13 protein-coding genes and 8 pseudogenes are annotated in these 22,066 nt (G+C 42.4%); 12 read left to right on the top strand and 9 right to left on the bottom strand.

Going from position 1 to position 22,066, the window contains the following annotated elements; genetic code table 11:
• The first annotated feature begins 65 nt into the window (after positions 1 to 65).
• The gene (locus Vt282_RS15005; RefSeq protein WP_162063896.1) at positions 66 to 563 is read left to right on the top strand and encodes a hypothetical protein; all 498 of its coding nucleotides are present in this window, start codon (positions 66 to 68) and stop codon (positions 561 to 563) included.
• A gap of 136 nt (positions 564 to 699) precedes the next feature.
• Positions 700 to 990, top strand: coding sequence for a hypothetical protein (locus Vt282_RS15000; protein WP_162063895.1), 291 nt, complete (start codon positions 700 to 702; stop codon positions 988 to 990).
• Positions 991 to 1,221: 231 nt separating this feature from the next.
• Here the strand turns inward: Vt282_RS15000 and Vt282_RS14995 are convergent.
• From Vt282_RS14995 to Vt282_RS14985, 3 genes and pseudogenes are all read right to left on the bottom strand, one after another.
• Positions 1,222 to 2,480 (bottom strand): annotated as a pseudogene (locus Vt282_RS14995) (MATE family efflux transporter).
• Between the two features lie 152 nt (positions 2,481 to 2,632).
• Positions 2,633 to 3,327: pseudogene (locus Vt282_RS14990) on the bottom strand (FadR/GntR family transcriptional regulator).
• A gap of 191 nt (positions 3,328 to 3,518) precedes the next feature.
• Positions 3,519 to 4,064, bottom strand: a complete 546-nt coding sequence (locus Vt282_RS14985; protein WP_197740111.1) for an SDR family oxidoreductase — start codon at positions 4,062 to 4,064, stop codon at positions 3,519 to 3,521.
• 520 nt (positions 4,065 to 4,584) lie between these two features.
• Here Vt282_RS14985 and Vt282_RS14980 point away from each other — a divergent pair.
• The 8 genes and pseudogenes from Vt282_RS14980 to Vt282_RS21750 all read left to right on the top strand — a co-directional run bounded on the left by Vt282_RS14980 (position 4,585) and on the right by Vt282_RS21750 (position 14,084).
• Positions 4,585 to 5,265: pseudogene (locus Vt282_RS14980) on the top strand (FadR/GntR family transcriptional regulator).
• A gap of 148 nt (positions 5,266 to 5,413) precedes the next feature.
• Positions 5,414 to 7,258: pseudogene (locus tag Vt282_RS14975) on the top strand (DUF294 nucleotidyltransferase-like domain-containing protein).
• Positions 7,258 to 7,972 (top strand): annotated as a pseudogene (locus tag Vt282_RS14970) (3'-5' exonuclease). Before Vt282_RS14975 ends, Vt282_RS14970 begins: the two co-directional pseudogenes overlap by 1 nt.
• An 8-nt stretch (positions 7,973 to 7,980) precedes the next feature.
• A pseudogene (locus Vt282_RS14965) lies at positions 7,981 to 8,861 on the top strand (DMT family transporter).
• Between the two features lie 574 nt (positions 8,862 to 9,435).
• Positions 9,436 to 9,738: an iron-containing alcohol dehydrogenase gene (locus Vt282_RS21755; RefSeq protein ID WP_162064526.1), complete on the top strand. Its 303-nt coding sequence runs from the start codon at positions 9,436 to 9,438 to the stop codon at positions 9,736 to 9,738.
• 301 nt (positions 9,739 to 10,039) lie between these two features.
• Positions 10,040 to 10,405 carry a dehydroquinate synthase/iron-containing alcohol dehydrogenase family protein gene (locus Vt282_RS14955; protein ID WP_269472649.1) on the top strand — a complete coding sequence of 122 codons (366 nt, stop codon included), beginning with the start codon at positions 10,040 to 10,042 and terminating at the stop codon, positions 10,403 to 10,405.
• An 855-nt stretch (positions 10,406 to 11,260) separates the two neighbouring features.
• A pseudogene (locus Vt282_RS14950) lies at positions 11,261 to 13,019 on the top strand (sodium:solute symporter family transporter).
• Between the two features lie 123 nt (positions 13,020 to 13,142).
• Positions 13,143 to 14,084 (top strand): annotated as a pseudogene (locus Vt282_RS21750) (AEC family transporter).
• Between the two features lie 75 nt (positions 14,085 to 14,159).
• On the opposite strand, the gene Vt282_RS14940 reads toward Vt282_RS21750, so the two are convergent.
• The 5 genes from Vt282_RS14940 to Vt282_RS14920 form a co-directional block, all read right to left on the bottom strand.
• On the bottom strand, positions 14,160 to 15,203 hold the full coding sequence (locus Vt282_RS14940) for a GMP reductase (RefSeq protein ID WP_162047859.1): 1,044 nt from the start codon (positions 15,201 to 15,203) through the stop codon (positions 14,160 to 14,162).
• Between the two features lie 415 nt (positions 15,204 to 15,618).
• Positions 15,619 to 17,106 (bottom strand): NAD(P)H-hydrate dehydratase, encoded by a 1,488-nt coding sequence (locus Vt282_RS14935; protein ID WP_162063893.1) that lies wholly within the window; start codon positions 17,104 to 17,106, stop codon positions 15,619 to 15,621.
• 109 nt (positions 17,107 to 17,215) lie between these two features.
• A complete protein-coding gene (locus Vt282_RS14930) occupies positions 17,216 to 17,650 on the bottom strand; it encodes a PAS domain-containing protein (RefSeq protein WP_162063892.1) in 435 nt (144 codons plus the stop codon).
• A 2-nt stretch (positions 17,651 to 17,652) separates the two neighbouring features.
• Complete coding sequence (locus Vt282_RS14925; RefSeq protein ID WP_162063891.1) at positions 17,653 to 18,663, bottom strand: response regulator; 1,011 nt, start codon at positions 18,661 to 18,663, stop codon at positions 17,653 to 17,655.
• A gap of 215 nt (positions 18,664 to 18,878) precedes the next feature.
• Complete coding sequence (locus tag Vt282_RS14920) at positions 18,879 to 19,340, bottom strand: TetR/AcrR family transcriptional regulator (RefSeq protein WP_162063890.1); 462 nt, start codon at positions 19,338 to 19,340, stop codon at positions 18,879 to 18,881.
• Between the two features lie 488 nt (positions 19,341 to 19,828).
• Here Vt282_RS14920 and Vt282_RS14915 point away from each other — a divergent pair, with 488 nt between their 5' ends.
• Both Vt282_RS14915 and Vt282_RS14910 read left to right on the top strand, forming a co-directional pair.
• A complete protein-coding gene (locus Vt282_RS14915; RefSeq protein ID WP_162063889.1) occupies positions 19,829 to 20,125 on the top strand; it encodes a YfcZ/YiiS family protein in 297 nt (98 codons plus the stop codon).
• A gap of 110 nt (positions 20,126 to 20,235) precedes the next feature.
• Complete coding sequence (locus Vt282_RS14910) at positions 20,236 to 20,832, top strand: hypothetical protein (protein WP_162063888.1); 597 nt, start codon at positions 20,236 to 20,238, stop codon at positions 20,830 to 20,832.
• Between the two features lie 63 nt (positions 20,833 to 20,895).
• Here the strand turns inward: Vt282_RS14910 and Vt282_RS14905 are convergent, their stop codons facing one another.
• Complete coding sequence (locus Vt282_RS14905) at positions 20,896 to 21,993, bottom strand: 1-acyl-sn-glycerol-3-phosphate acyltransferase (RefSeq protein WP_162047852.1); 1,098 nt, start codon at positions 21,991 to 21,993, stop codon at positions 20,896 to 20,898.
• Positions 21,994 to 22,066 lie beyond the last annotated feature (73 nt).

Genomic DNA, 22,066 nt, shown 5'->3' with positions numbered 1-22,066 from the left:
CAGCTTTTACAACCATCCGTTCTATCAGCAATATAGTCATTTTGCGATGGATTTTGTTGCTAATAATGACACCATTCATCCATTTGGAGACGGATTTTGGTGTAAACGTGATGGTATCGAATGGCCAGGGTTCTTTGCTCAAAACCCTCCGAATCTATGCTGAGCGTTTTGGTAGTAAACAAGCGCGCAGTTTATGCCGAGAAATGGAACGAAATATCCAAAGCTTTGATTTACATTTACTAGATGTGATCCCTACGGTTAAGCAACTGCATTGCACGAATACCTATAAAGAAACAGCAAACAAGACGGAAGGTATCAGTGACATTAAGTATCGCTTTTATCCATTTGCAGGCCTAGGAAAGGTCCAGTACCACGATATCTCGTTGGCATACCGTGCCAGTCCTTTTGGCAACAGTTCTCATCGTCACGCTGATCAAGGAAATATTGCACTAATTGATAATGGCCTGGAGTGCTCATCCCAACGGGTAGCTACGGTTATCGTTTTGGCAGTGACCACCATTTTAGTTGGACTCGGAACAGTAAAGCTCACAATTTACCGCTGATTGATGGTGTCGGCCAAAACTGGATGATGAATCGGCATCAGCGTGTGTACTGTATGAAAAACAGCAAACACTGGCATCTGGTGGCAATGATCTTTCGAACACCTATCAAGATTCTTTACGACACGTTCGCTATTTATTGTTTATTGCAAAACAAGGGTTAGTAATCATCGATGATATCGAATTAAAGTACGACATGCCGTTACAATGGCGATTACATACTGAATTAGCGAGTCAAATAGATAACACAACACTCAAGTTAGAACACCCTAATCATAGCTATCAACTGTCGCTACTGAGCCATACCGATATCAAACCAACCTGCGAATTTGGTTATGATTGTAGCCAGGGCGATGTTGTCGTCGTTTCTGATGCAAACCCAAATGTTACCCATATAGAATGGCAACTTAAATCAGAAAACGGCATTTAGTCGTTGCGGCATGCTCAATTGATGCGATCGCATGTGTCGATTTAGACCACAAACCTATTACCTTGGAATGGGCTGAGCAGTCTCTAACCATCCCCTAGAAGCATAATCAGCACACTTGAAGCCCATTGAAAATGGGCTTTTAATTGATACTCACTTATATTAATCATGTTTAAGACTATGATATAGACAAGACCCTCTGAGAAACCTGAGGGCTCAAAATCGACAACACACCTAGTCATACATCAATTTATCAGCTTTGTGCATATCAAATTCGATAAGTGACTTTCTCGCAATCATCCTAAACGGCAACATTTTCACTATTTCTTCCAGTGGCATAACGGCAAACGCCCAAAAATTGAGCCATCAAAATAGATAATCACTAACGCACAAAGTGGTATTGCGATGAGCCATTGACCAGTAAAGTTAACTTTGAATACTTCCGTTGTTTTACCTAAAGCATAAAACATGCCCATGAACCGTGTTATATCCACGAGCAATGGGTAAAAAATGTACAACGGTGCAATCGCACTTAACGCATGATAAGTTGAAGACTCTAACTCTGGATAAAAACTCGGTAACACCAGGCTTAATCCCAAGAAGAACAAAGCAGATAAAAATGAAATAGCGACAGAGACATCAATACTTGTATCAACATTTTACGCAAGTCATCAAACTTCTCGCGCCAATAGCCTGACTAATCGTAATGGCGAAGACAATGCCCAGGCGGTAATAAATTGAGTACCCGCACGGACCCAAGGCATAATAGTAATCGCAACATACGCATTTATTGAAAGTTTGAAAAGCATGTAAACAGTAGCACCAACTTGCAACATGGTTACGTTGGCCGCAACGGGAAATATTTCGTAAAATGATTCAAAGCGTTACGCTTTATTGATGAATCTAACGCCCTTGTTGACAACTTTAGTGAATTATCTAAAAGATACAGGTCACCAAATACAGCAATCGAATGGCGATCAATGCCGCTGCGGCACCTATCACACCGAAGCCTTGAAAATCGTTAAACCAAAATCAAGAAGTACGAACATAGCACATTGACTGGTAGTTCAATCAAGTAACCTTTAAATGGAGTTCGAGTTTTCCTCTTGCATTAAACAGCGCAATGACGACTTGAGTAATCGCGTTAAATACCACGATATATTTCGCTATCATCAAATAGCCAAGTGTTTCAGTAAATAGCTCGTATCGCTGGTAAGCCATGCAACGATAACACGATCAAATAAACTCAAAGCAAGCCAAAATGACAGCCCAATCATGCCGTTAATAAACAGCCCTGCCCAAAAGCCTTTATTCAACGAACTCACTTGCCCTGAACCAACCGCACGACTAAGCACCAATTGCGAACCATTAGCAAACGCCATTTGAATACCGAGCACGAAGGAAATAATAGTGGATGCAATCCCCATCGCAGCAAGTGATATTTCACCAAGTGAAGAGACAAGGTAGACATCAATCATTAGCATCGACTGCATTAACAGCGCGTTTATTGCCAATGGCCAAGCGAGAGATAGATTTGTACGAATATATTTTTGCTAGACACTGAGTAGCCTACTAAATCTGAAGATACAACGATGATTTTATTCTGTTAACTATTAAACTAACCCAGTATAAAACCATCGTAAAACTAACCGTTTGCAACTTGAGCAAGTCTCTGATTATCATCATTAAGTAACATATGAGATGCCATTCTTGCTTTATCGCCATTGCCCGCCATTATCGCGTCGTAGATTTGTTGGTGCTCATCCAACAAAAGCGTCCGCCCTCAGCGGAATGATCAATAAATAATCTAAAATGGTCGATAATATATTACTAAAGGGATATAAAATTGGTTACCTGTTGCAAGGAAAATCGTCTGGTGGAAGAGATGATCGTTCTCCGTCCAATCAGCGTAATCGTAACGATTAGCCGCTAATGTCATTTTTGAAAGATGACAGACAATGCTTTTCTATGGTCTGCACTGGCGTTGTTTGCAGCTAAAGCACATGCCTCAGGCTCCAATGCTTTTCTCATTCCGAGAAATTGAGCTAGAAATGGTTCTGTATCCTCCAGATCCTGAATCCATTCCAGAAGTTGTGGATCTAAAATGCCAGTGATTACGTGGTCGTATAGTGGTACCACTTTCGGTCTCGATTCAATCAAGCCTTTAGCTGAAAGTAACTGTTGATTCTCTTAATGCCGTTCGACTAACGCCAAACGCAGCACAGCGCCATCTCACTAGGGAGCTTCTCCTGGCTTGAGCTCACCGGACAAAATTTTACGAGCAATTTGTCTTGCAACTTGGACATGGATCTTTCGATGAGATTCGTCAACGATTGAAATTTGGCCATGGACGTTCCTTACTAATAATTATAATAAAACTGAGCCTGGATGCTCAGCTCCTCGATATTTCTCCATTGTTTAAATATCTAAGAATAGTTGCGATCAAAAGCCAGACGAAGCTGGCTTTTCTGGTCAGAGTATTCGTCAAGACAACGAAACCACTTGCGCTTATGGCGCCATTTGACCGCCGTTTACATCAAGGATTTGACCCGTGATATAACCAGCACATGCATGTGAAAGAAAGCGAACGTTGGTGCGACTTCATCGATACGACCAAAACGACCCATAGGGATGCTGTTTGCAATCGCCGCTTTTAGTTCATCTGATTTGCCATCGTGGAATGCTGTATCAATGGTGCCTGGAGAAACAATATTGAAACGAATACCATCTTTCGTGAATTCTTTAACCCAGTTACGGTGAATATCATGCAACCATGCTTTTGATGCTGCATAAATACCTGCACCAACACCACCGCCTTCGCGAGCGGCGTTGAACCGTACTGATAACACAAGCCGTTTCACCAGATTCCGCAGCCGATGCGCGTAGATGAGAATCGAATACTTAGTTGTCATTAACGCAGAACGTGCATTCAAATCCATAACACGGTTGCAGAATTCATCGTCGATGTTTTCTAAGTTCTCACGACCACCTAAACCACCTGCATTGTTGATCAATACATCCATACCACCAGTGCGCAGTAAATTCTTTACTAGCTTTTCACATTCCGCCGTTTCCATCAGATTAGCTTGGAAAACTTAACGTCACCACCAAGAGCAGTTAATTCGATTCTGACTGCATCTGCTGGACCTATGGCTATTGATACCAATTTTTGCACCGTATTTTGCAAATACACGCGCTGCTGCCCATACCAGTAGAGCCAGTGATTAGAATTCGTTTACCTTTAAGATCGTTAAACATTGTGGTTTACCTATCATTCATAGTTAGTGCAATTTCAAATAATCATACAATAAGATTTTTACTTACAAGGGTAATTAACTCTAAAATGGTAAAACGACGCTAATCCTGGCTGTTTTTGTGGATTGATCAAAGTACTTGCCTAAATAACGACTTTTGTATGAATAATTGACATTAATCAAGCTATCAAAATCGCAACCTACAACACCGTCACAACAAGCTGTGTTCTACAAACCTATGATGCGACATGTCTCTACTATTACGTGAACATCCGCTTGGTATGTGAGTAGGTGGTGTTATAGTACGGCTTAAATAATACATATTTAACCAATAAGTGAATTTATGTCTGGCGAATTTCATTCAATTTCTGGCTCTAAAAGCCTGCACGTTCAAGTCGCGCGCGATTGCTCGCGGTATTTGTCAGAAACTTGCGCAAGGTTCGATTCTTCCTGGTGAAATAGCGCTGTGAACAGTTCGGGATTAGCCGTACGGCACTTCGCGAGGCTGTAAAACTTCTCACATCTAAAGGTCTTTAGAATCTCGTCCGAAAGTGGGCTCGCGTCATAAGCGCGCTTATTGGAACTTTCTTGACCCTCAGCTCATTGAGTGGATGGACGGGCTCGCAGATACACCAATTTTGCTCACAATTTTAGGCTTACGACGCAATCGAGCCTGAGGCCTGTGCGCTAGCAGCAAAACACCTTCTGACTGAACAACGAATTGAATTATCTGAAACTTTCCAACAAATGGTTGAGATTGCTGAAGCTGATGACTTTGACCAAAACGCGTGGATGAAAGTCGATACTCGTTTCCATAGCCTAATCTTTAACGCAACAGGCAATGACTTCTATCTACCATTTGGTAATATTTTGACGACTATGTTTGTCAACTTCATTGCACTCTTCAGAAGAAGGCAGTTGCATTAAAGAACACCGTCAAATCTACGATGCAATCATGGCCGGTAATGAAGAGCGCCAAGCATCAGCAAACCATCTGCTCGAGTCTAAGCACCGTTTAATCTAATAAGTTTCGACGAATTATCTTTGACTGAAGAGCGCGTTATCAACGTGCTCTTTTGTTTGTGAGCAAAAGAGATAAATAAACGAGATTGTAGAATACATCGTAAAATTTAGGATATATAATAATACAAATCACCTTTTCTCGCGATGCTATGACTGACTCTTTGCTACCCAACATTCTTCAGTTTCTCAGTTCAATCGATCCTTTCGATAAAATATCGAATGCCGCATTACGTGAACTCGCTAGCCATGTTCAAATAACCTACCTGGCAAAGGGCAGCATATTGACCTGTGTAACCCTAAGACGGAAAAATCACTGTACGTCATTCGTACTGGCTCTGTTGAACAACGTAAGCATGATGGTGTATTGAGAGCAAAACTAGGACCTGAAGACCTGTTTGGCTTCACAATGCTTGAGCCTAACGTTACAAACGAACAGGGCTACAATGCCATCGCAATTGAAAGTTCCCTGCTTTACGTCATTCCCTAATAAAGCATTGACTCAATTATTTGAATCCTACCCAGAATGCGCTGAGCATTTTGCATCTCAAGCTCAACTGAGACTTAAATCCGGGCTCGATGTTGTTTGGTCTAATAAAGAAAAAGGCTTATTCATACGTCGCGTCGAAGGGTCGCCAGTGGTCAAGTGGCTGTTGTGACAACCGAGCAATCCATTCAGCAAGTCGCAAACCAAATGCTGTGTAAATGCTCCTTGTGCTGTAATTTATCAAGACCAACGTATCGTTGGTTTGATTACTGACCGAGATATGACTAAACGCGTGATTGCGCAAGGCATTAGCACTGACAGCCCAATTTCAACTGTGATGACTCCAGATCCTATTACGGTCAAACCCGATGATTTAGTGCTTCATGCCGCATCTCTAATGATGCAACACAACATTCGTAATTTACCTTTAGTAAAGACAACAAAGTAGTCGGCGTATTAACAACGTCTCATCTAGTACAAAACCACCGCATACAAGCCATCTTCTTGATAGAAAATCAAATATGCAGGCAGCGTCAAATCGCTTTCTAGTTTTACTCCTGAAAGGCAAGCAATTTTGAAGCACTTGTTGAAGGTCGAGTCTCCAGAAGTCATTGGTAAAGTGATGACAATGATCATGGACTCATACACGCCGCTTGATTCAAATCGCCATTGATAAACTCGGTCCTCCTCCCTGTGACTTCTCGTGGATTGTTGCGGGTTCCCATGCTCGCAGCGAAGTTCATATGCTGTCTGATCAAGACAGTGCCATCGTCTTGAGTGATGACGCAACTGAAAATGATCATATTTACTTTAAACACTTAGCAATGATTGTGACCAATGGATTGGCAAGCTGTGACTACCCTCTGTGTAGTGGCAAGTTCATGGCTGCCACACCAAAATGGTGTCAACCTCTCAATGTGTGGCGAAAATATTATAAGAAGTGGGTTGCGAACCCAGAATACGAACGCCTGCTGAATATCAGCGTTTTCTTGAGATTCGCACAATTTTGGCAACAAACAGTTCGAAACAGAGTTACGCGATGAGTTACACCGAAACATCAGGGATAACCGTGAGTTTCTGTCGATGTTGGTTAACGATGCGGTAAACACTAATCCTCCCTTAGGTATTTTTAATAGCCTAGTTTTGGAAAAGTCTGGCGAGAATAAAAACCTTAGATGTAAAAATACGCTATCAATTTAATTATTGATTTAGCGCGTATTTACGGTCTTGCGGTGGAATGCGATTTAACTGCAACTGACGACAGGTTTAAAGCCGCGTATGAGAACAATGTACTCAGTGAAGACGCTTACAAGAATATGCTCAACGCTTACCAGTTCATACTATCGTTCCGTTTTGCTCATCAACTTGAAGCATTAAAACGCGGCGAGGAACCAAACAACCATATCGATCCAAACACTTTTGGTAGTTTCGAGCGTCAACACTTAAAGATGCATTTCGTATCATTGCAGACCTGCAAGATGCCGCAAAAGTGCGTTTTGGGAGTCGATAGTGAAGCGCCTATTCAACTACTTTCACCCATTTGCTCAAATCACAAGAGCGCGAGAAAGTTTTGTAAAAACGCCACTCGTTACCTGAGTCGTTGCTTGCGCTTTTGCTTGGACCTCAACTTGAAGCTAGCCAACCCACTAATGATGTAAGCTTTATCGTTCTCGACATCGAAACGACAGGTTTAGACTGCAATGAAGACCTAATACTCTCTATAGGATGGGTTTTCATGACTGGCAGTAAAATAGATCTCGCTTCTAGCCAGCACATGTATATCAACAGTGACTCCAAATAAAACCAGAAACCGCAGTAATTAATCATATTACACCGCAAATGTTATCTGAAGGAGTCACCATTCACCAAGCGATGGCAACCTTATTTGAAGCTGCACATGGCAAAATTTTAGTCGCGCATGGATGTATGGTTGAGACCAATTTCATCAATAAGTATCTTGAGCGTGTTATGGGATTCACCAGCCTCCATTAATCTGGATTGATACGCTTCGTATCGAAAAGCAGTTACAAAAACGTTTAATACTCACGAGCAAATTGACGTCACTCTTTCGAACACCAGACAAAGATACGCTTTGCCAGAATATAACAACCATAGCGCGTTGATCGATGCTGTTGCTACCGCAGAGTTACTCTTAGCACAACAACATCGCATTAACCCACAAGGTTATACCACCATCGGCACTCTTTATCGCCTCAGTAAATGAGATCTAAAATGTCCAGAACCAATGTAACTAACGCTATTCTATTATTTAGCGGCGAACCTAGTCGCTTCTCTCTCTGACGTATCGCTTAAAATGCTTAACGGTGAAGTCCCTACCTTTCAGTACGTATTTATTCGACAAATCATCAGTTTGATTTTACTTTTACCACTGTGGTGGCGTTTAGAGCAGCCTAAACGAAATATGGGATGTGACTGGATTACGTTTTGGCGAGCCGCACTGATATTGATCGGCAGCGCAAGCGCCATGGTCGCTATTACACATTTACCACTTGCACCAAATGCCATCTTTACGTCGGACCATTGTTTAGTACTACCGCTCTCTGTCCTATTCTTAAAGAGAGACCAACCAGAGCAAAGGTAGCTGCGACTATGATAGGATTTTCTGGTGTTTTAGTTGTGTTAAGACCAGAACACTTCCACTGGGCAGCTATCATCGCGCTTGGTGGCCTATAGCAATTGGTGTAGGTAACGTACTCATTCGCAAAGATGCCCCAAGAGCAACCATTAGTATGCACGCTATTTTGGACGACACTGATGACGATTCCTGGCGCGCTGCTCTTTGCGGTACCTGGGTGGCAAACCATACATTGGAATCACGTGATGTGGATAATCGCAATAAACCTCTTTGTTCTCGCTTACCACGCGCTGGTTGTCAAAGCTTTCAGGCTCGCTCCGCAAACCAAATCGCTTTAGCAGAATATTCAGGTTTAGCTTTTGTCACGCTATTTGGCGTTATCTGGTTCGATGAAGTACCCGATTTGCTCACAGCAGTAGGCATTATACTTATCGTGTTACCGATGATGCCGATAAAATGGCGTCGCCTATTCAATCAGTTCAAACGAAAGCAAGCCCATTCTTTCAGACAGGCTTGAACACCTCAACGTCCACTCTCCTATCTAGCCTCTCAACGGTAATCCCTTTACATTCCCAAGAGGCTATTAGTACTACAAATGGTTCAAGTTTTTATCTCTCTCCAAAACCACCATTCAAAGCAATAAAACACAAAGCATTACCAATCAAATACTTATAGCCACCGCGTCCTATATCAGAAAGTAAAAGTGTGCTTTGGCGCATGATTTGGATATCAGAGCATTTAAAGTTCATTTGTAATACAATAAACTAATAACACATTAAGACATAAGTCTTTAATTTAGAACATTCGCTTATCAGACACATTCATTCAACAGATTCGATAGCTCATATTACACCTAAGGTTTGTCGATTGTGAGTCCAAATAGAGGAACATATTAATGCAAAATTTTGCGTGGAACTTCAAACTAAATTAGTGTACGGTGCAGGTAAACTCGCTGAAGTTGGTCAAGTGGCTAAAACTTTTGGTAAAAAGCAATGCTTGCAACCTACGAAGAAGACGAAACATTTGCTCCAGTGATTGACAAAGTGATTACATCTCTCACGGCAGCCGGCGTGAAGTCGTGACTTTCACAGATTGAACCTAACCCTCGTGCGCACACTATCGACAAGGCAATTCAAATTTTCAACCAAGAGAAATGCGATCTTGTGATTGCTCTCGGTGGCGGCTCTGTTATTGATGGCTCAAAATACATCGCAGCAACGTCATTCAGCGGCGGCTCTTGCTGGGACTACGTTGTTCTTGGCGATCGCACGCCACGCAATATACCGAGCGTTCCCAATCATTTCTATCCCGACAGTTGCAGCGTCAGGCTCAGATGTAATGCTGGTGGCGTACTAACTAACTGGGAAACAAAGAGAAAGTTTCAGCCGCAGTGAATACCGTATTCTAAAGTCGCTATCCTTGACCCTGAATTACATACATCACTGACTTTATCACTAACGAAAGTTGTATTGATATTTTCTCACACTTAATCGACACTACTTATCAAGTGATGCAGATTCCGGCTTCGCTGATCGCTTAACAGAAGGCATGATCCTAAACTTAATGGATAACTTTGATAAAGTTCAACGAATCCGACCAATTTGGACGTACGTGGTCAACTTGCATTGTGCTCGATCTTCGGTTGGTCTGGTATTCAAGCGTTAGGTCGCCTAGGCTCAATTCCGATGCACTCGATTGAAATGCCGCTGTCAGCGCTTTGACGTTCGCCACGCACGCGGAATGGCTATGGTAGTACCTCCTTATCTTGAGTACTTTGCTGATGTACGTCCTGAGCGTTGGGCACAGCTTGCGCGTCGTTGTTTTGGCGTAACAGAACAAAATGATCAACTAGCAGCTAAATTGTTGTCGGTAAAAGTAAAAGAATGGTTTGAACGTACCGGTATGCTTATCACATTATCTGATGATCAAATTCCAGAAGACAAATATGAGCAAATGGCCGATGACGTTGTACGTATGTTTGCGATCCCTGGAACCAACACGATAGGTGTTCGACCGATTACCAAAGAAGATATTGTAGAAGTTTATAAACTAGCAAAATAAACCTGTACGCTCTTAATAAGCATGCGAGACAATAGAAATCTTCTTAGTGACTCTCTCTTAACGTAAGGCTAAGTCAAAGCTTGCGATACTGATAAATGACGTAAATTGAAATGGTAGGGTCATAACTCTTTACGTCATCATTCCAAACGCTTTCTTTGATTACGTGATGCGGGTCTCGACAGTCAGGGCAAACTATTGCTGACCCTTTTATACGATTTACAGGCTATCGCGGGCTTTTTATTGGACACACAATCAAATTAGCCGGGTCCAAAGATCTACGTGGTATATCACTCCCTATCCTATTTCACGCCATTTGTATTATTTATTACCACCATTACCAACTAAATTTCGTTTACCCAGTACATAATTCATGCAATACAAAACATAAGTTCCAAATTCACCTTTCTTAGTAAGAGCTGAACATCATCACAAAAGCAATGCCACATATAAAATATCGTGACACATTTGCTTTCAACCTCAAAGTCACTCAACAAACCAGCAACCAGAAAGCAATCTAAACCAAAGATCGTCAATTTATTTTTAAATTTAACGAACATAAATAACAATTAAATAATCATACAATTTAAGTGTTTGTATAACAATAATTATCAATCAACACGATTAAAACAGCAAATGCATCGCGTTATAAAACACAAAGCTAACACTATAAGTTATTGAAAAATAATAGATAATATTAAACACAAAACTATAACAATACGAGAGCATCCGCATACACCAAAAGTATGGATTTTCAGTATTAATCACCCCATCACACATTTGAGTTATTGTAGTACAAATAAATATTTGAACAGATAATATAAGCAACAGAAATTAATGACTAACAGAAGGTCTAAAATGGAACTCAATACTGTTATAGTCGGCGTCTATTTCCTATTCCTCATCGCGATAGGTTGGATGTTCCGTACATTTACAAGCACAACTAGTGATTACTTCCGTGGGGCGGTAATATGTTGTGGTGGATGGTTGGTGCAACAGCATTCATGACTCAATTCAGTGCTTGGACATTCACGGGAGCAGCCGGTAAGGCTTACACCGACGGTTTTGCTGTAGCAACAATTTTCTTGGCAAACGCATTCGGCTACTTGATGAACTACTTGTACTTTGCACCGAAGTTCCGTCAACTACGAGTGATTACACCTATTGATGCTATCCGCATGCGCTTTGGTAAGTTCAACGAGCAAGTGTTTACTTGGTCAGGTATGCCTAGCAGCGTAATCTCTGCGGGTATCTGGCTAAATGGCCTTGCTATTATTGCGTCTGGTATCTTCGGTTTCGATATGAGCACAACAATCTGGATTACAGGTCTTGTTGTACTTTTAATGTCAGTAACTGGCGGTTCATGGGCCGTTATCGCATCTGACTTTATGCAGATGGTCATTATCATGGCCGTAACCGTAACTTGCGCTGTTGTAGCAGTAGTAAAGGCGGTGGCATCACTGAGATCGTAGCTAACTTCCTGTACAAGAAAATGGTTCTTTGCTACTGGTAACAACCTCAATTATCTAAGTATCTTCGGTATTTGGGCGGTATTTATCTTCTTGAAGCAGTTCTCTATCAATAACAACATGTTGAACTGCCACCGTTACTAGCAGCAAAGACTCTAAGAACGCTAAGAAAGCAGCTCTGCTTGCGTGCGTATTAATGACCATGGTGTGTTTATTTGTTCACACCTTCATGGTTCATTGCTGGTCAGGCGTTGATCTAGCAGCGCAGTACCAGAAGCGGGCTCTAAAGCGGGTGACTTTGCGTACTTGTACTTCGTAGAAAATACATGCCAGCGGGTATGGTAGGCTTACTGATCTCGGCTATGTTCGCAGCGACCATGTCTCAATGGACTCAGGTCTAAACCGTAACTCTGGTATCTTTGTAATGAACTTCTACCTACCGATTCTTCCTAACGCGACAGAAAGGAATTGATGTTCGTATCTAAGATCACATCAACCATATTTGGTCTTGCGATCATCTTAATCGCACTATTTATTAACTCACTAAAGGTCTGAGCCTGTTTGACACCATGATGTATGTAGGTGCGCTGATTGGCTTCCCAATGACTATTCTGCCTCTGCGGTTTCTTCATTAAGAAGACACCTGATTGGGCTGGCTGGGGTACTTTAGTGGTCGGTGGTTTTGTTTCTTACTTCGTAGGTTTCATCATCACTCCAGAAATGATCCAAAACTGGTTTGACTTACAACCATTAACTGGCCGTGAATGGTCGATCTAAAAGTTGCTGTTGGTTTGGTTGGTCACCTAGTGTTTACTGCAGGTTTCTTTTGCTCTGTCGACACTATTCTACAAACCACTCAGAAAACCGTCAAAGACGTTGACCGCTTCTTCGACAACCTAGCAACTCTCTTGTTTCAATTCAACTGAACAGAAGAAACTAGATAACAAACAACGTCACATGCTGGGTCACTAATCGCTGTATCCGGTGTAGGTGTGGCACTAATGGCGCTACTACCAAACGAGTTCTGGGGTCGAATGATTCTTCGTATTCTGTGGTGTTATCGTACTTGTGTGGGCGTTTTACTGATGAAAGCAGTAGATGGTAAAGTCGAGAAAACACGTCGATGTACAGCAACAGATAATGCATAATCATTACTGATAAGAAAAAAGCGGTTGAAAATTCAACCGCTTTTTTACATCTAAAATTTACTACTACACATCTACCAAACTGTGATTTAATTGTAGCGACAAATAAACTCACCCTGATTATGGATGAACCATGGAAGTTATCTTAAACAGTTGCAGTTCTCTCTATCCATCACTGGCCCGATATGCCTAATGCTTATTCTGGGCGTGCTATTTAAGGCATTGGTTTGATCAATGACAACTTCATTGAAATCGGTTCGAAACTCGTCTTCAAGTTACACTTCCGCGATGTTGTTTTGAGTATCGTGACAACGAAACATGACTTTTCAGCGGCAAGCCAGTTCATTGGTTTTCGGTATAATCTCTGGTATCGCATTTTCCTGTTCACTCTGATTTCTGTAATGATTGTTTTTAAATCATCACCAGACCAAGGGTGATTATCCAGGCTTTCGTGCCAATACCGGCGTATTGGTATTGCTTACGTCGCGAATGCATTTTGTGGTTCCAGTTGCGCTAGGCGCATTATTCGTTGCAGCAACGACATTTCTATATAATATCCAAGCTGTCATCTGTCTTTCTCCACGAGCTCAGCATCAGCATGCAAGCACCTGAAGATGATGGAAAACATTAACCAAGATCCATTGATCATTGCCATTTCACTTGGTCTTCTTTTCTACGTTCTCGCCATTCCAGTGCCAACTGTAATTACTGAAGCTGGTAATTACTTATCGAAAATGACGCTACCTTTGGCACTGTTATAACCGGAGGGTCACTAAATATGAATGCTCAAAGCGGAAAAAACAGCACAGTGGTTTTGCTAGCAGCTACAAATTAATTATAGCGCCAGTACGATCACATCGATCGCTTACTGGGTTGGTTTTAGGGTATTGAGCTTGGCATTTTGTTCTTTATGAACGCTTCACCCGTTGCGGCAGCAAACTACGTGATGGCGCGCTCAATGGTGGAAACTCGATTCTGGCAGCAAACATCATTGCCTTCACCACTGTCGCATCCACCATCACGTGCACTCTTGGTGTATTAATCTTGCAAACTTATAGTTTGATATAAGCATAAAGCGTTGCGCAGCAAAAGAGCCGCTAAAAGCGGCTCTCAATTAATCTATAGGCTGTCGTAGACTAATGTTTACTCTTTACCGTAAACGTTGTTCTCTTGCTCTTGTACACGGATGAATGTCGTGCGCTTTGTTAGCTCTTTAAGCTTCGCTGCACCAACGTATGTACAAGTTGAACGCACACCACCAAGGATGTCTGAAATAGTGCCATGTACACTGCCGCGGTATGGCAATAGTACTGTTTTACCTTCTGCAGCGCGGTATTGAGCAACGCCACCAGAGTGCTTGTCCATTGCTGATTGTGAAGACATGCCGTAGAACTTCATGAACTTCTCGCCGTTTTGCTCAATTACTTCGCCGCCTGATTCTTCGTGGCCTGCTAGCATACCACCAAGCATTACGAAGTCAGCACCGCCGCCGAACGCTTTCGATACATCACCAGCACAAGTACAACCACCGTCACCGATGATCATGCCGCCTAGACCGTGCGCTGCATCACCACACTCGATAATTGCTGAAAGTTGTGGGTAACCAACGCCAGTTTTAACGCGAGTTGTACATACAGAACCAGGGCCGATACCTACTTTAACGATGTCTGCACCCGCTAGGATAAGTTCTTCACACATATCGCCAGTTACAACGTTACCTGCTGAGATAACTTTATCAGGGAATGCTGCGCGTACTTTTTCAACGTAATCAACTAGATGCTCAGAATAACCGTTCGCGATATCAACACAGATGAAGATTAGCTCTTCAGATAGCGCCATGATGTCTTTTGTCTTCTGGAAGTCAGCATCAGAAGTACCTGTAGATACCATCACGTTGTTTAATACTGATTTATCAGCGCCTGCAACAAACTCCGCCCAATCAGCCACTGTGTAGTGTTTATGAACTGCGGTCATTACACCATGCTCAGCAAGTGCTTTCGCCATTGCGAAACTTGCCACTGAGTCCATATTCGCTGCGATAACAGGTACACCAGACCATTGACGACCGCTATGCTTGAATGTAAACTCGCGGGTTAAATTTACTTGAGAACGGCTTTTTAGTGTTGAACGCTTAGGGCGAAACAGTACATCTTTAAAACCTAACTTAAGTTCTTGTTCGATACGCATTGTGTAATTCCTTGATTCATATACTTATGTGTCACAACAGTTTGCGTTGGCACTAACGTTATAGACGTTATTGCTGTTTGTCGGACACAAAAAAACCGGAGCGTTGGCAGACGCTCCGGTTTTCAGCATTATAGGTCGGGATTTCTTTCTCGCAAGACTGATAATTCTATTTTTTTATGATACAGTTAGGCGAAATTTGCATATCCAGCAATCCTATCCCCTTGTAAAATATACGTTCCCCATATTTATCAACCATTTAAACATTAGCTTTCATTTTTATTACGCAAAGGTTTGCGTCATTACTACCGCAGAACGTAATAGAAACTCACCACAATGTGACAGGTCACTCAATTCATCTCAAAAACGCACCGCTAAAAGCAAAATTTTCGCTATTTTTAATTTATTTTGACTCTTTTTACAAAACGCCGCCCTGTCGATTGATAACTTGACGAAGCTTATTCGCTACATCGGTTGCGGTTAACCCGCAAGCACCGTTTTCTAGCACGTCCAAATCTGCAGCGTAACTATGAATCATGACTCCAAGACGCGCTGCCAAGCTGATCTCTATGCCCTGAGCAAGTAAAGAAATGATCACTCCTGTGAGTGCATCTCCCATACCACCGGTAGCCATTCCTGAATTACCAGCGCTACACACATAATGATCAGTCCCATCGCAAATGACCGTCCCTGCCCCTTTAAGCACCACTACGCCGCCATATTTTGCCTGCAACCGGGTTGCTGCCTTAAAACGGTTGGATTCAATTTCGGCGACAGTGCAACCAAGTAATCGCGCTGCCTCGCCTGGGTGAGGAGTAATAATACGCGTAGCATCTGAGCGAGCATTGCTGCTTGCCAATATATTGAGTGCATCCGCGTCCAACACTTTGGGTTTAGTCAATTGCGTTACGATTGCAAACAACTTATCGGCAAATTTGCTCTGCCCTAATCCTGGCCCCAATGCAATCGCATCACTCCAGTCTAATCGCTCTTTGATGTTTTCTTGGTTCCATTCAGCGAACATCACTTCCGGCGTTGAAACTAATCCTGCCAGAATATTTTTTGCATGGGTTAAGCATGCGGTTAGGCCGGCACCGGTTTTAATACATGCGCGTGACGCAATAAGAATTGCTCCTCCAAGCCCCTCATCGCCACCGATTAACAATGCTCGACCTTGTTTGCCTTTATGGGCACATGGATCGCGAGCTGGTATCTGTTCTATTAGTTGGGGGAAATCCCAATAAGCACTGGGAGATTCAACTTGGGAAAACTGATGTGCAATATCGAGACTAGCAAAATGTAAGTGCCCTACGTAGCGGCGAGCCATCCCTGTAGTCAAACCTTGCTTGATGCCAATGAAAGTAACGGTATGATCCGCTCGTATACAATGCCCAAAGGCAAAGCCAGTATCGCTGCATAAACCCGATGGGATATCGACGGATATCACCGGTAGTTCAGCTTGATTAAGGCGACGAATGACCGTCGCAAGCGAGCCTTGTACCTCTCCGGATAAACCCGTACCTAATAGCGCATCGATGACTAAATCAAAGTCATCCAAAGCGTCTGGTAATTCGAGGTTAACCACGCCACCAGCCTGCATAAATTCGTTGTAGGCTTGTAGTGCATCACCTTGTAATAGCAAAGGCGATTTAGTCGCCAATAACGTCACGGCAATACCTTGTTGCAAAGCGTGTTTTGCTACGACATAGCCATCACCTCCATTGTTACCGCCCCCACAAATAATTAACCAATGCTGACTATGAGGATAATGTTTCAAAGCCAAATCAAAGACCGCACTACCGGCGCGTAACATTAGCTGATACATACCAATACCCGCTAATTTGGCAGCGATAACTTCTCCGGATTTCACTTGCTGTGCAGTGTAAAGGGGTTTGCAATCTTTCATCAGGCTCCCTGCCCTCCTTATCGCTCATGCTAAAGACTCATCAAGCCAGCTTATCGCAAGCTAGCTTGGTATTTTGTGGAAGGTTTCAAATTTGGATAAGGATACGCGGTTAGGTGTTTTTATACACAATAGCTTCTGCGGTTGCATCCTGAACCGAAAGGAACAAAGACTTCACTTCTCCTGTCGTTGTTCGCATTGGATTGAGGGTAATATTCTGGTACATAAATTCAGCCGATTGAGTTACCGGACGCACATTACGACACTTAAACAGGTATGGGCGAACCTGCCAAGTAATAAAACTGCGGCAGCCTAAATCGTACACGGGCTTAGTTTTAAACTTAAACCACTCAACTGGGATCTCAGGAAACAATTCAAACAAGGATTTACCGATGGCATCATGGGCTTGAATACCACTATGGTCAGTCATAAAACCGTTCCATAGCTGAACGTTGTAATCGCGATCCAATACGACTAGCCCTAAATCGACATTTTGCACCATGTCGACCATCCAATGGAATTGCTCAAATTCAGCAGGCAGGGTCATGCTCACAACTCCTCAAATAGGTAAGACAATTTGTTATCAAGCAAAGGCAACGACTCATCAACAAACATAAACAGTAAATCGCAACGAATGGATGTTCTATCGATGGTATAACTCACTTCAAAGGTAATGGTTTTATTAAAACTACCTGCGGTTGAGTTGATAACAGAATCAATCGAGACGTGTTGGCCTAAAAGGGCTGGCGCGCTTTGGAAAAAACGAGCGCCAACTTGTTCGCCTAAACCACTTAAGAAAGAGCCGACCAAAATATTGGAAACATCCATAATCAGTTCCAACTCTTCCAGTTCATCACTGGCGCTTGGCACTTTCATGATTTTTTTCAGATCGCTCACGCTAGAGTCACTAAGTAAGACCAATGCTTCCCCAGCAATGCCTTCCCCGCTAAATCCTTGGCAAACGCCGGAGACTTGATCGTTGGAGGCCAAGTCTCTCAACGCCATGTGCAATTCGCTGACTTCAAAAATGTTCACGTTAGGTAACGGTAGGTGCACAAACACATCAAAATGCCTTGCTAAGGCATCGGCAGCACGGCCAATGGCAACGTTCGCCACTTCCATATACACATCTCTGCGGCGCAATGTCGGCAAATGAACAGATTGTGCAGGCGCGTAAACTACGTTGCGATTTATCTGTGTTGGAACCAATTGTTTTAACACCGCTTTAAGCGCGTCTTGGTCAATGGGTTTGCGAATGAATGCTTTCGCACCTAATGCCATCACTCGCTCTTGTGCTTTAGGTTGTATATCGCCGGAGACCACTACTACGTTGATATCAATGCCTTGCTTCTGAATTTCTTCTAGTGTGCCAAAGCCATCCAATTCGGGCATCGTTAAATCTAAAAATAAGATATCAAATCGTTTATTTTTGAGTTGCTCTAGTGCATCTAGCCCATGCATAGCAAAGCTGATGTCAGCATTCAGAGAAGCGGGCAAAGAACGAGCCATCTGCTTGCGCGCTAATGCGGAATCGTCACAAATAAGGACTGAAGAAGCCATTGTCTCACCCACTGCGTTGATTAGATTTATCAGCAAATTCTAACAAATTATCAATAAGTCACATACGGTTAAGTATTCGTTTATTCAAAAACCATTTCTTGCGTTTTTCATATCCACGATACCTCATCACCTCAAGGTAGTGAGGTATAGTTAGCATAGTCCAGATAGCAAAAAGCCAGCAATAATGCTGGCTATTGAAAGCATGTGTTGTTGAACTATGCTGCCATACGAATAAGCGACTTACCAATTAACCACTCAAGTTCTTTATCGCTTTCTGCGCCAAATTTTGCTTCCACAGCTTTATACAAACGTTCAATACCATTGGCTGCAAATTCATGTGCGCTCTCGGTGGTCACGATATGGTGGAACAACAAACGTAAAATCGCTAAAAATTCTTCACTATCTAGCGCTTTAATCCAGCTCTCTGAGAAATCACTCAATGAATTATCAAAATCCAAATGCTCGACAAACATTCTAAAAATACGACCATCTAAAGCTGCGGTAAAATCGGTTTTCTTTGGGAAATGGTGGCTAATACCCGTGCGAGAGACACCTGTTTGCTGACTTAACGTGGTGTAAGACATCTTGTCATAACCCAGACGCAGTAGCTGATCTACAACTGCATCCATGATTTTCTGTATGGTGATTTCAGTATCTTCTTTACTACGCTTCGGCATGTTCTGGCTCTTCTATTTTGTATATTCAGTGATTCCATTCGAATCAAAAAGTCGGCAAAAAATCGGTTCAAATGTTAATTTATCTAACTAAACCTACGGTAACTGCGGTTAATTTTGCCAATATTTTAACATGTGCATCAATGGCATCTCGCGCCAAATCAGTTCGGTAAAGCTCAATTCTCATTATTGATTCACTGTCTACCGTATCGATTATTCGAGCAATTGTGCACACTTTAGTGAACAGGGATAGTGTTACAAAAATAAAACACTTACAACTAAACGCACAGCATTCTGGTTAAATTTCAACCTTTCACTTCCAATCTATTTGATAGCGATCACATTACAATTGTTAATTAACCTACATATGTGCAAACTTTTATACACAACCATTTGCATTTGAAAACATATTCATTACCAACGCGTATAGGTGTAGCCAATTTTCAAATCTCGCTATAAAATATCCATAATTTTTTGAAGAGGATTACGCGATGAGTATCGAACAAGAAGCTCAAGTATGTGAAGCATGTGGTTGCGCAGGCGAAATGGGTTTCATCATCAAAGAAGGTGATGATGTCGCTGAAGTAACGATCTTTGCTCAAGGCAAAGCACTGCTAGAAGCTGAACTACAAAAATACATCGAACTCGCTAAGCAAGTATCTGCTGAAGTTGAGTACGAAACGAGTGAAATCACTGAAGATTCAACTGAACTATCTGCACGCTTTAAGTTTGAAGTAAGTGCAGAGAAGCTGATTTTTGAACTAAAATCTCGCTCACTAGCACGCTAATTCCAAAGCGGGCTTCGGCCCGCTTTTTCACATCTCTCTCGCCGAATCTGTTGACCTAACAAGCTGAGTTATGAATACTTGGTTTTCATTCAACTTATTGCGCGCCATTTATGCTTCGATACCTAAGTACATTGCTGTTAATCATTACTGCTAATGTTACGGCACAACCTTTGGACAGTTATCGAATGTTGAATCATCTCGACAACTACGGCAACTTGGACCTTCGCAACAAACCCTATACTGAACTGCCTTCTGGTATCACCATCAAAGGCAACCTCAATATTGCCAAAACCCAAATTAAGCGCTTACCTCCCGGTCTTACCGTAAATGGCAGCCTTATCGCCGATAACAGCGCTCTGCAAACTCTCGGTAAGGGCACAATAATTCAAGGTTACGGCAACTTTCTCGGTAGCAAAATCACGCGTTGGCCCAAGGGGATTAAAGTTGGCGGCTATCTAAATTTCACCGATACGCCGTTAAGCCAACTGCCAGCACGAATGCGGGTTAACGGTGACTTAAGCCTCATTCGAACGTCGTTAGAAACCCTACCCGAAGGCATTGTCGTTAAGGGAAATTTGTATATTGGCGGCTCTAAGATCACTCAGTTTCCTGACACTATGACGGTTGAAGGCAATATCTATTTAGGTGGCAATCGCGTAACAAAATGGCCAACGAATCTGACTTTAGGCGGTGCTGTCGCACCTTAGTAAGATCAATAAACACAAAAAAGGGCAGTCTCAACTGCCCTTCTGCTTATTGGTATTGCTCAGTTATCTATTTCTAACTGGGTTCGCGTAGCTATCGATTAAGAACTGATGTGCACCTTCTGGTAACTGCGCCAGCTTTTGTTTCAATACCGATTCAACTTGGCCACCAACACTGGTATCCCCTGCTGCCAACAAATTGATTGGGAACAGCTGGTAATTCGCATGGATCTGGCGATCAATTTCCTCGGCCAATAAATCAGGCGTCGCAAAAGGTTGCTCAATCACATCACCAAATGCCACATGTACACGGCCTTTATCGCCAATAATACCTTGAATGATGCTTTCAATATCTTCAAATTCACCCTTCTCGTAACTGCCGTTTACCGACTTTTCATAAAGCTCACGAGCTTTTGCAGTATCACAAGGGTCGTTCTCGTATGAAATTGAAACCGGCACAATCTTCAATGACTGAATATAGTCAGGAAACTCAATTTTCTGACGGCGACCTTCAACATGGAACATTTTCAAAATAGCAGGATCGGTAAAATCGTTGCCATCTTTAGCGCGTCCCTCTTTTTGCGCAATCCAAATTGAATGACCAGTCTCTAACGAATGCTTAATGTAAGAAGAAAGAGTGCCTAACGCTTTCATCATTTCACGCGGACCTTTCGCCGAGCGTTTAACGATAAAGCTCTTGTTCAGGCGCATAAGTTCCGTCGCACACGGCTTCTTCAACAAGTTGTCGCCAATCGCAATTCGTACTGTTTTGTGATTGTTTTGATGCAAGCAGTAATTAACTAATGCAGGATCCATCGCGATATCACGGTGGTTCGACACAAAAAGGTACGCTGTCTCTTTATCCAGTTTGTCTAAACCTGAATAGGTCACGCCATTTGTGGTGCTATTCAGTGTTTGTTGTAAGTACTTCTTCACTTCAAGCTGAATCAGGTCTGTGGTGTTCAGCTTAGACCACTTATGTTTGAGGTACATTTTCACGACAGGGCTCATTAATGCTTTAAACCATGGCGCGTGATTAGTAAATCGATGCTGTAAGATGGCTGAGATAAATTCATCATCTTGGATCAGGCGGTCAATTGCCGCTGGTATTTCGTCATCGTTGTATGGACGAATATCAATATAAGGATCAGTATTTATAGTCATTTTAATCTACATCAGAGACAAATCGCGGTCATTCTACGCATAGATTCGATTCTTGACAGCTAAGATACGCGAA

Origin of the sequence: Vibrio taketomensis (assembly GCF_009938165.1) — a bacterium.
Lineage (GTDB): Bacteria > Pseudomonadota > Gammaproteobacteria > Enterobacterales > Vibrionaceae > Vibrio > Vibrio taketomensis.
The sequence above is the reverse complement of the archived record's forward strand: the minus strand, read 5'-3'. Positions and strand labels throughout refer to the sequence as shown.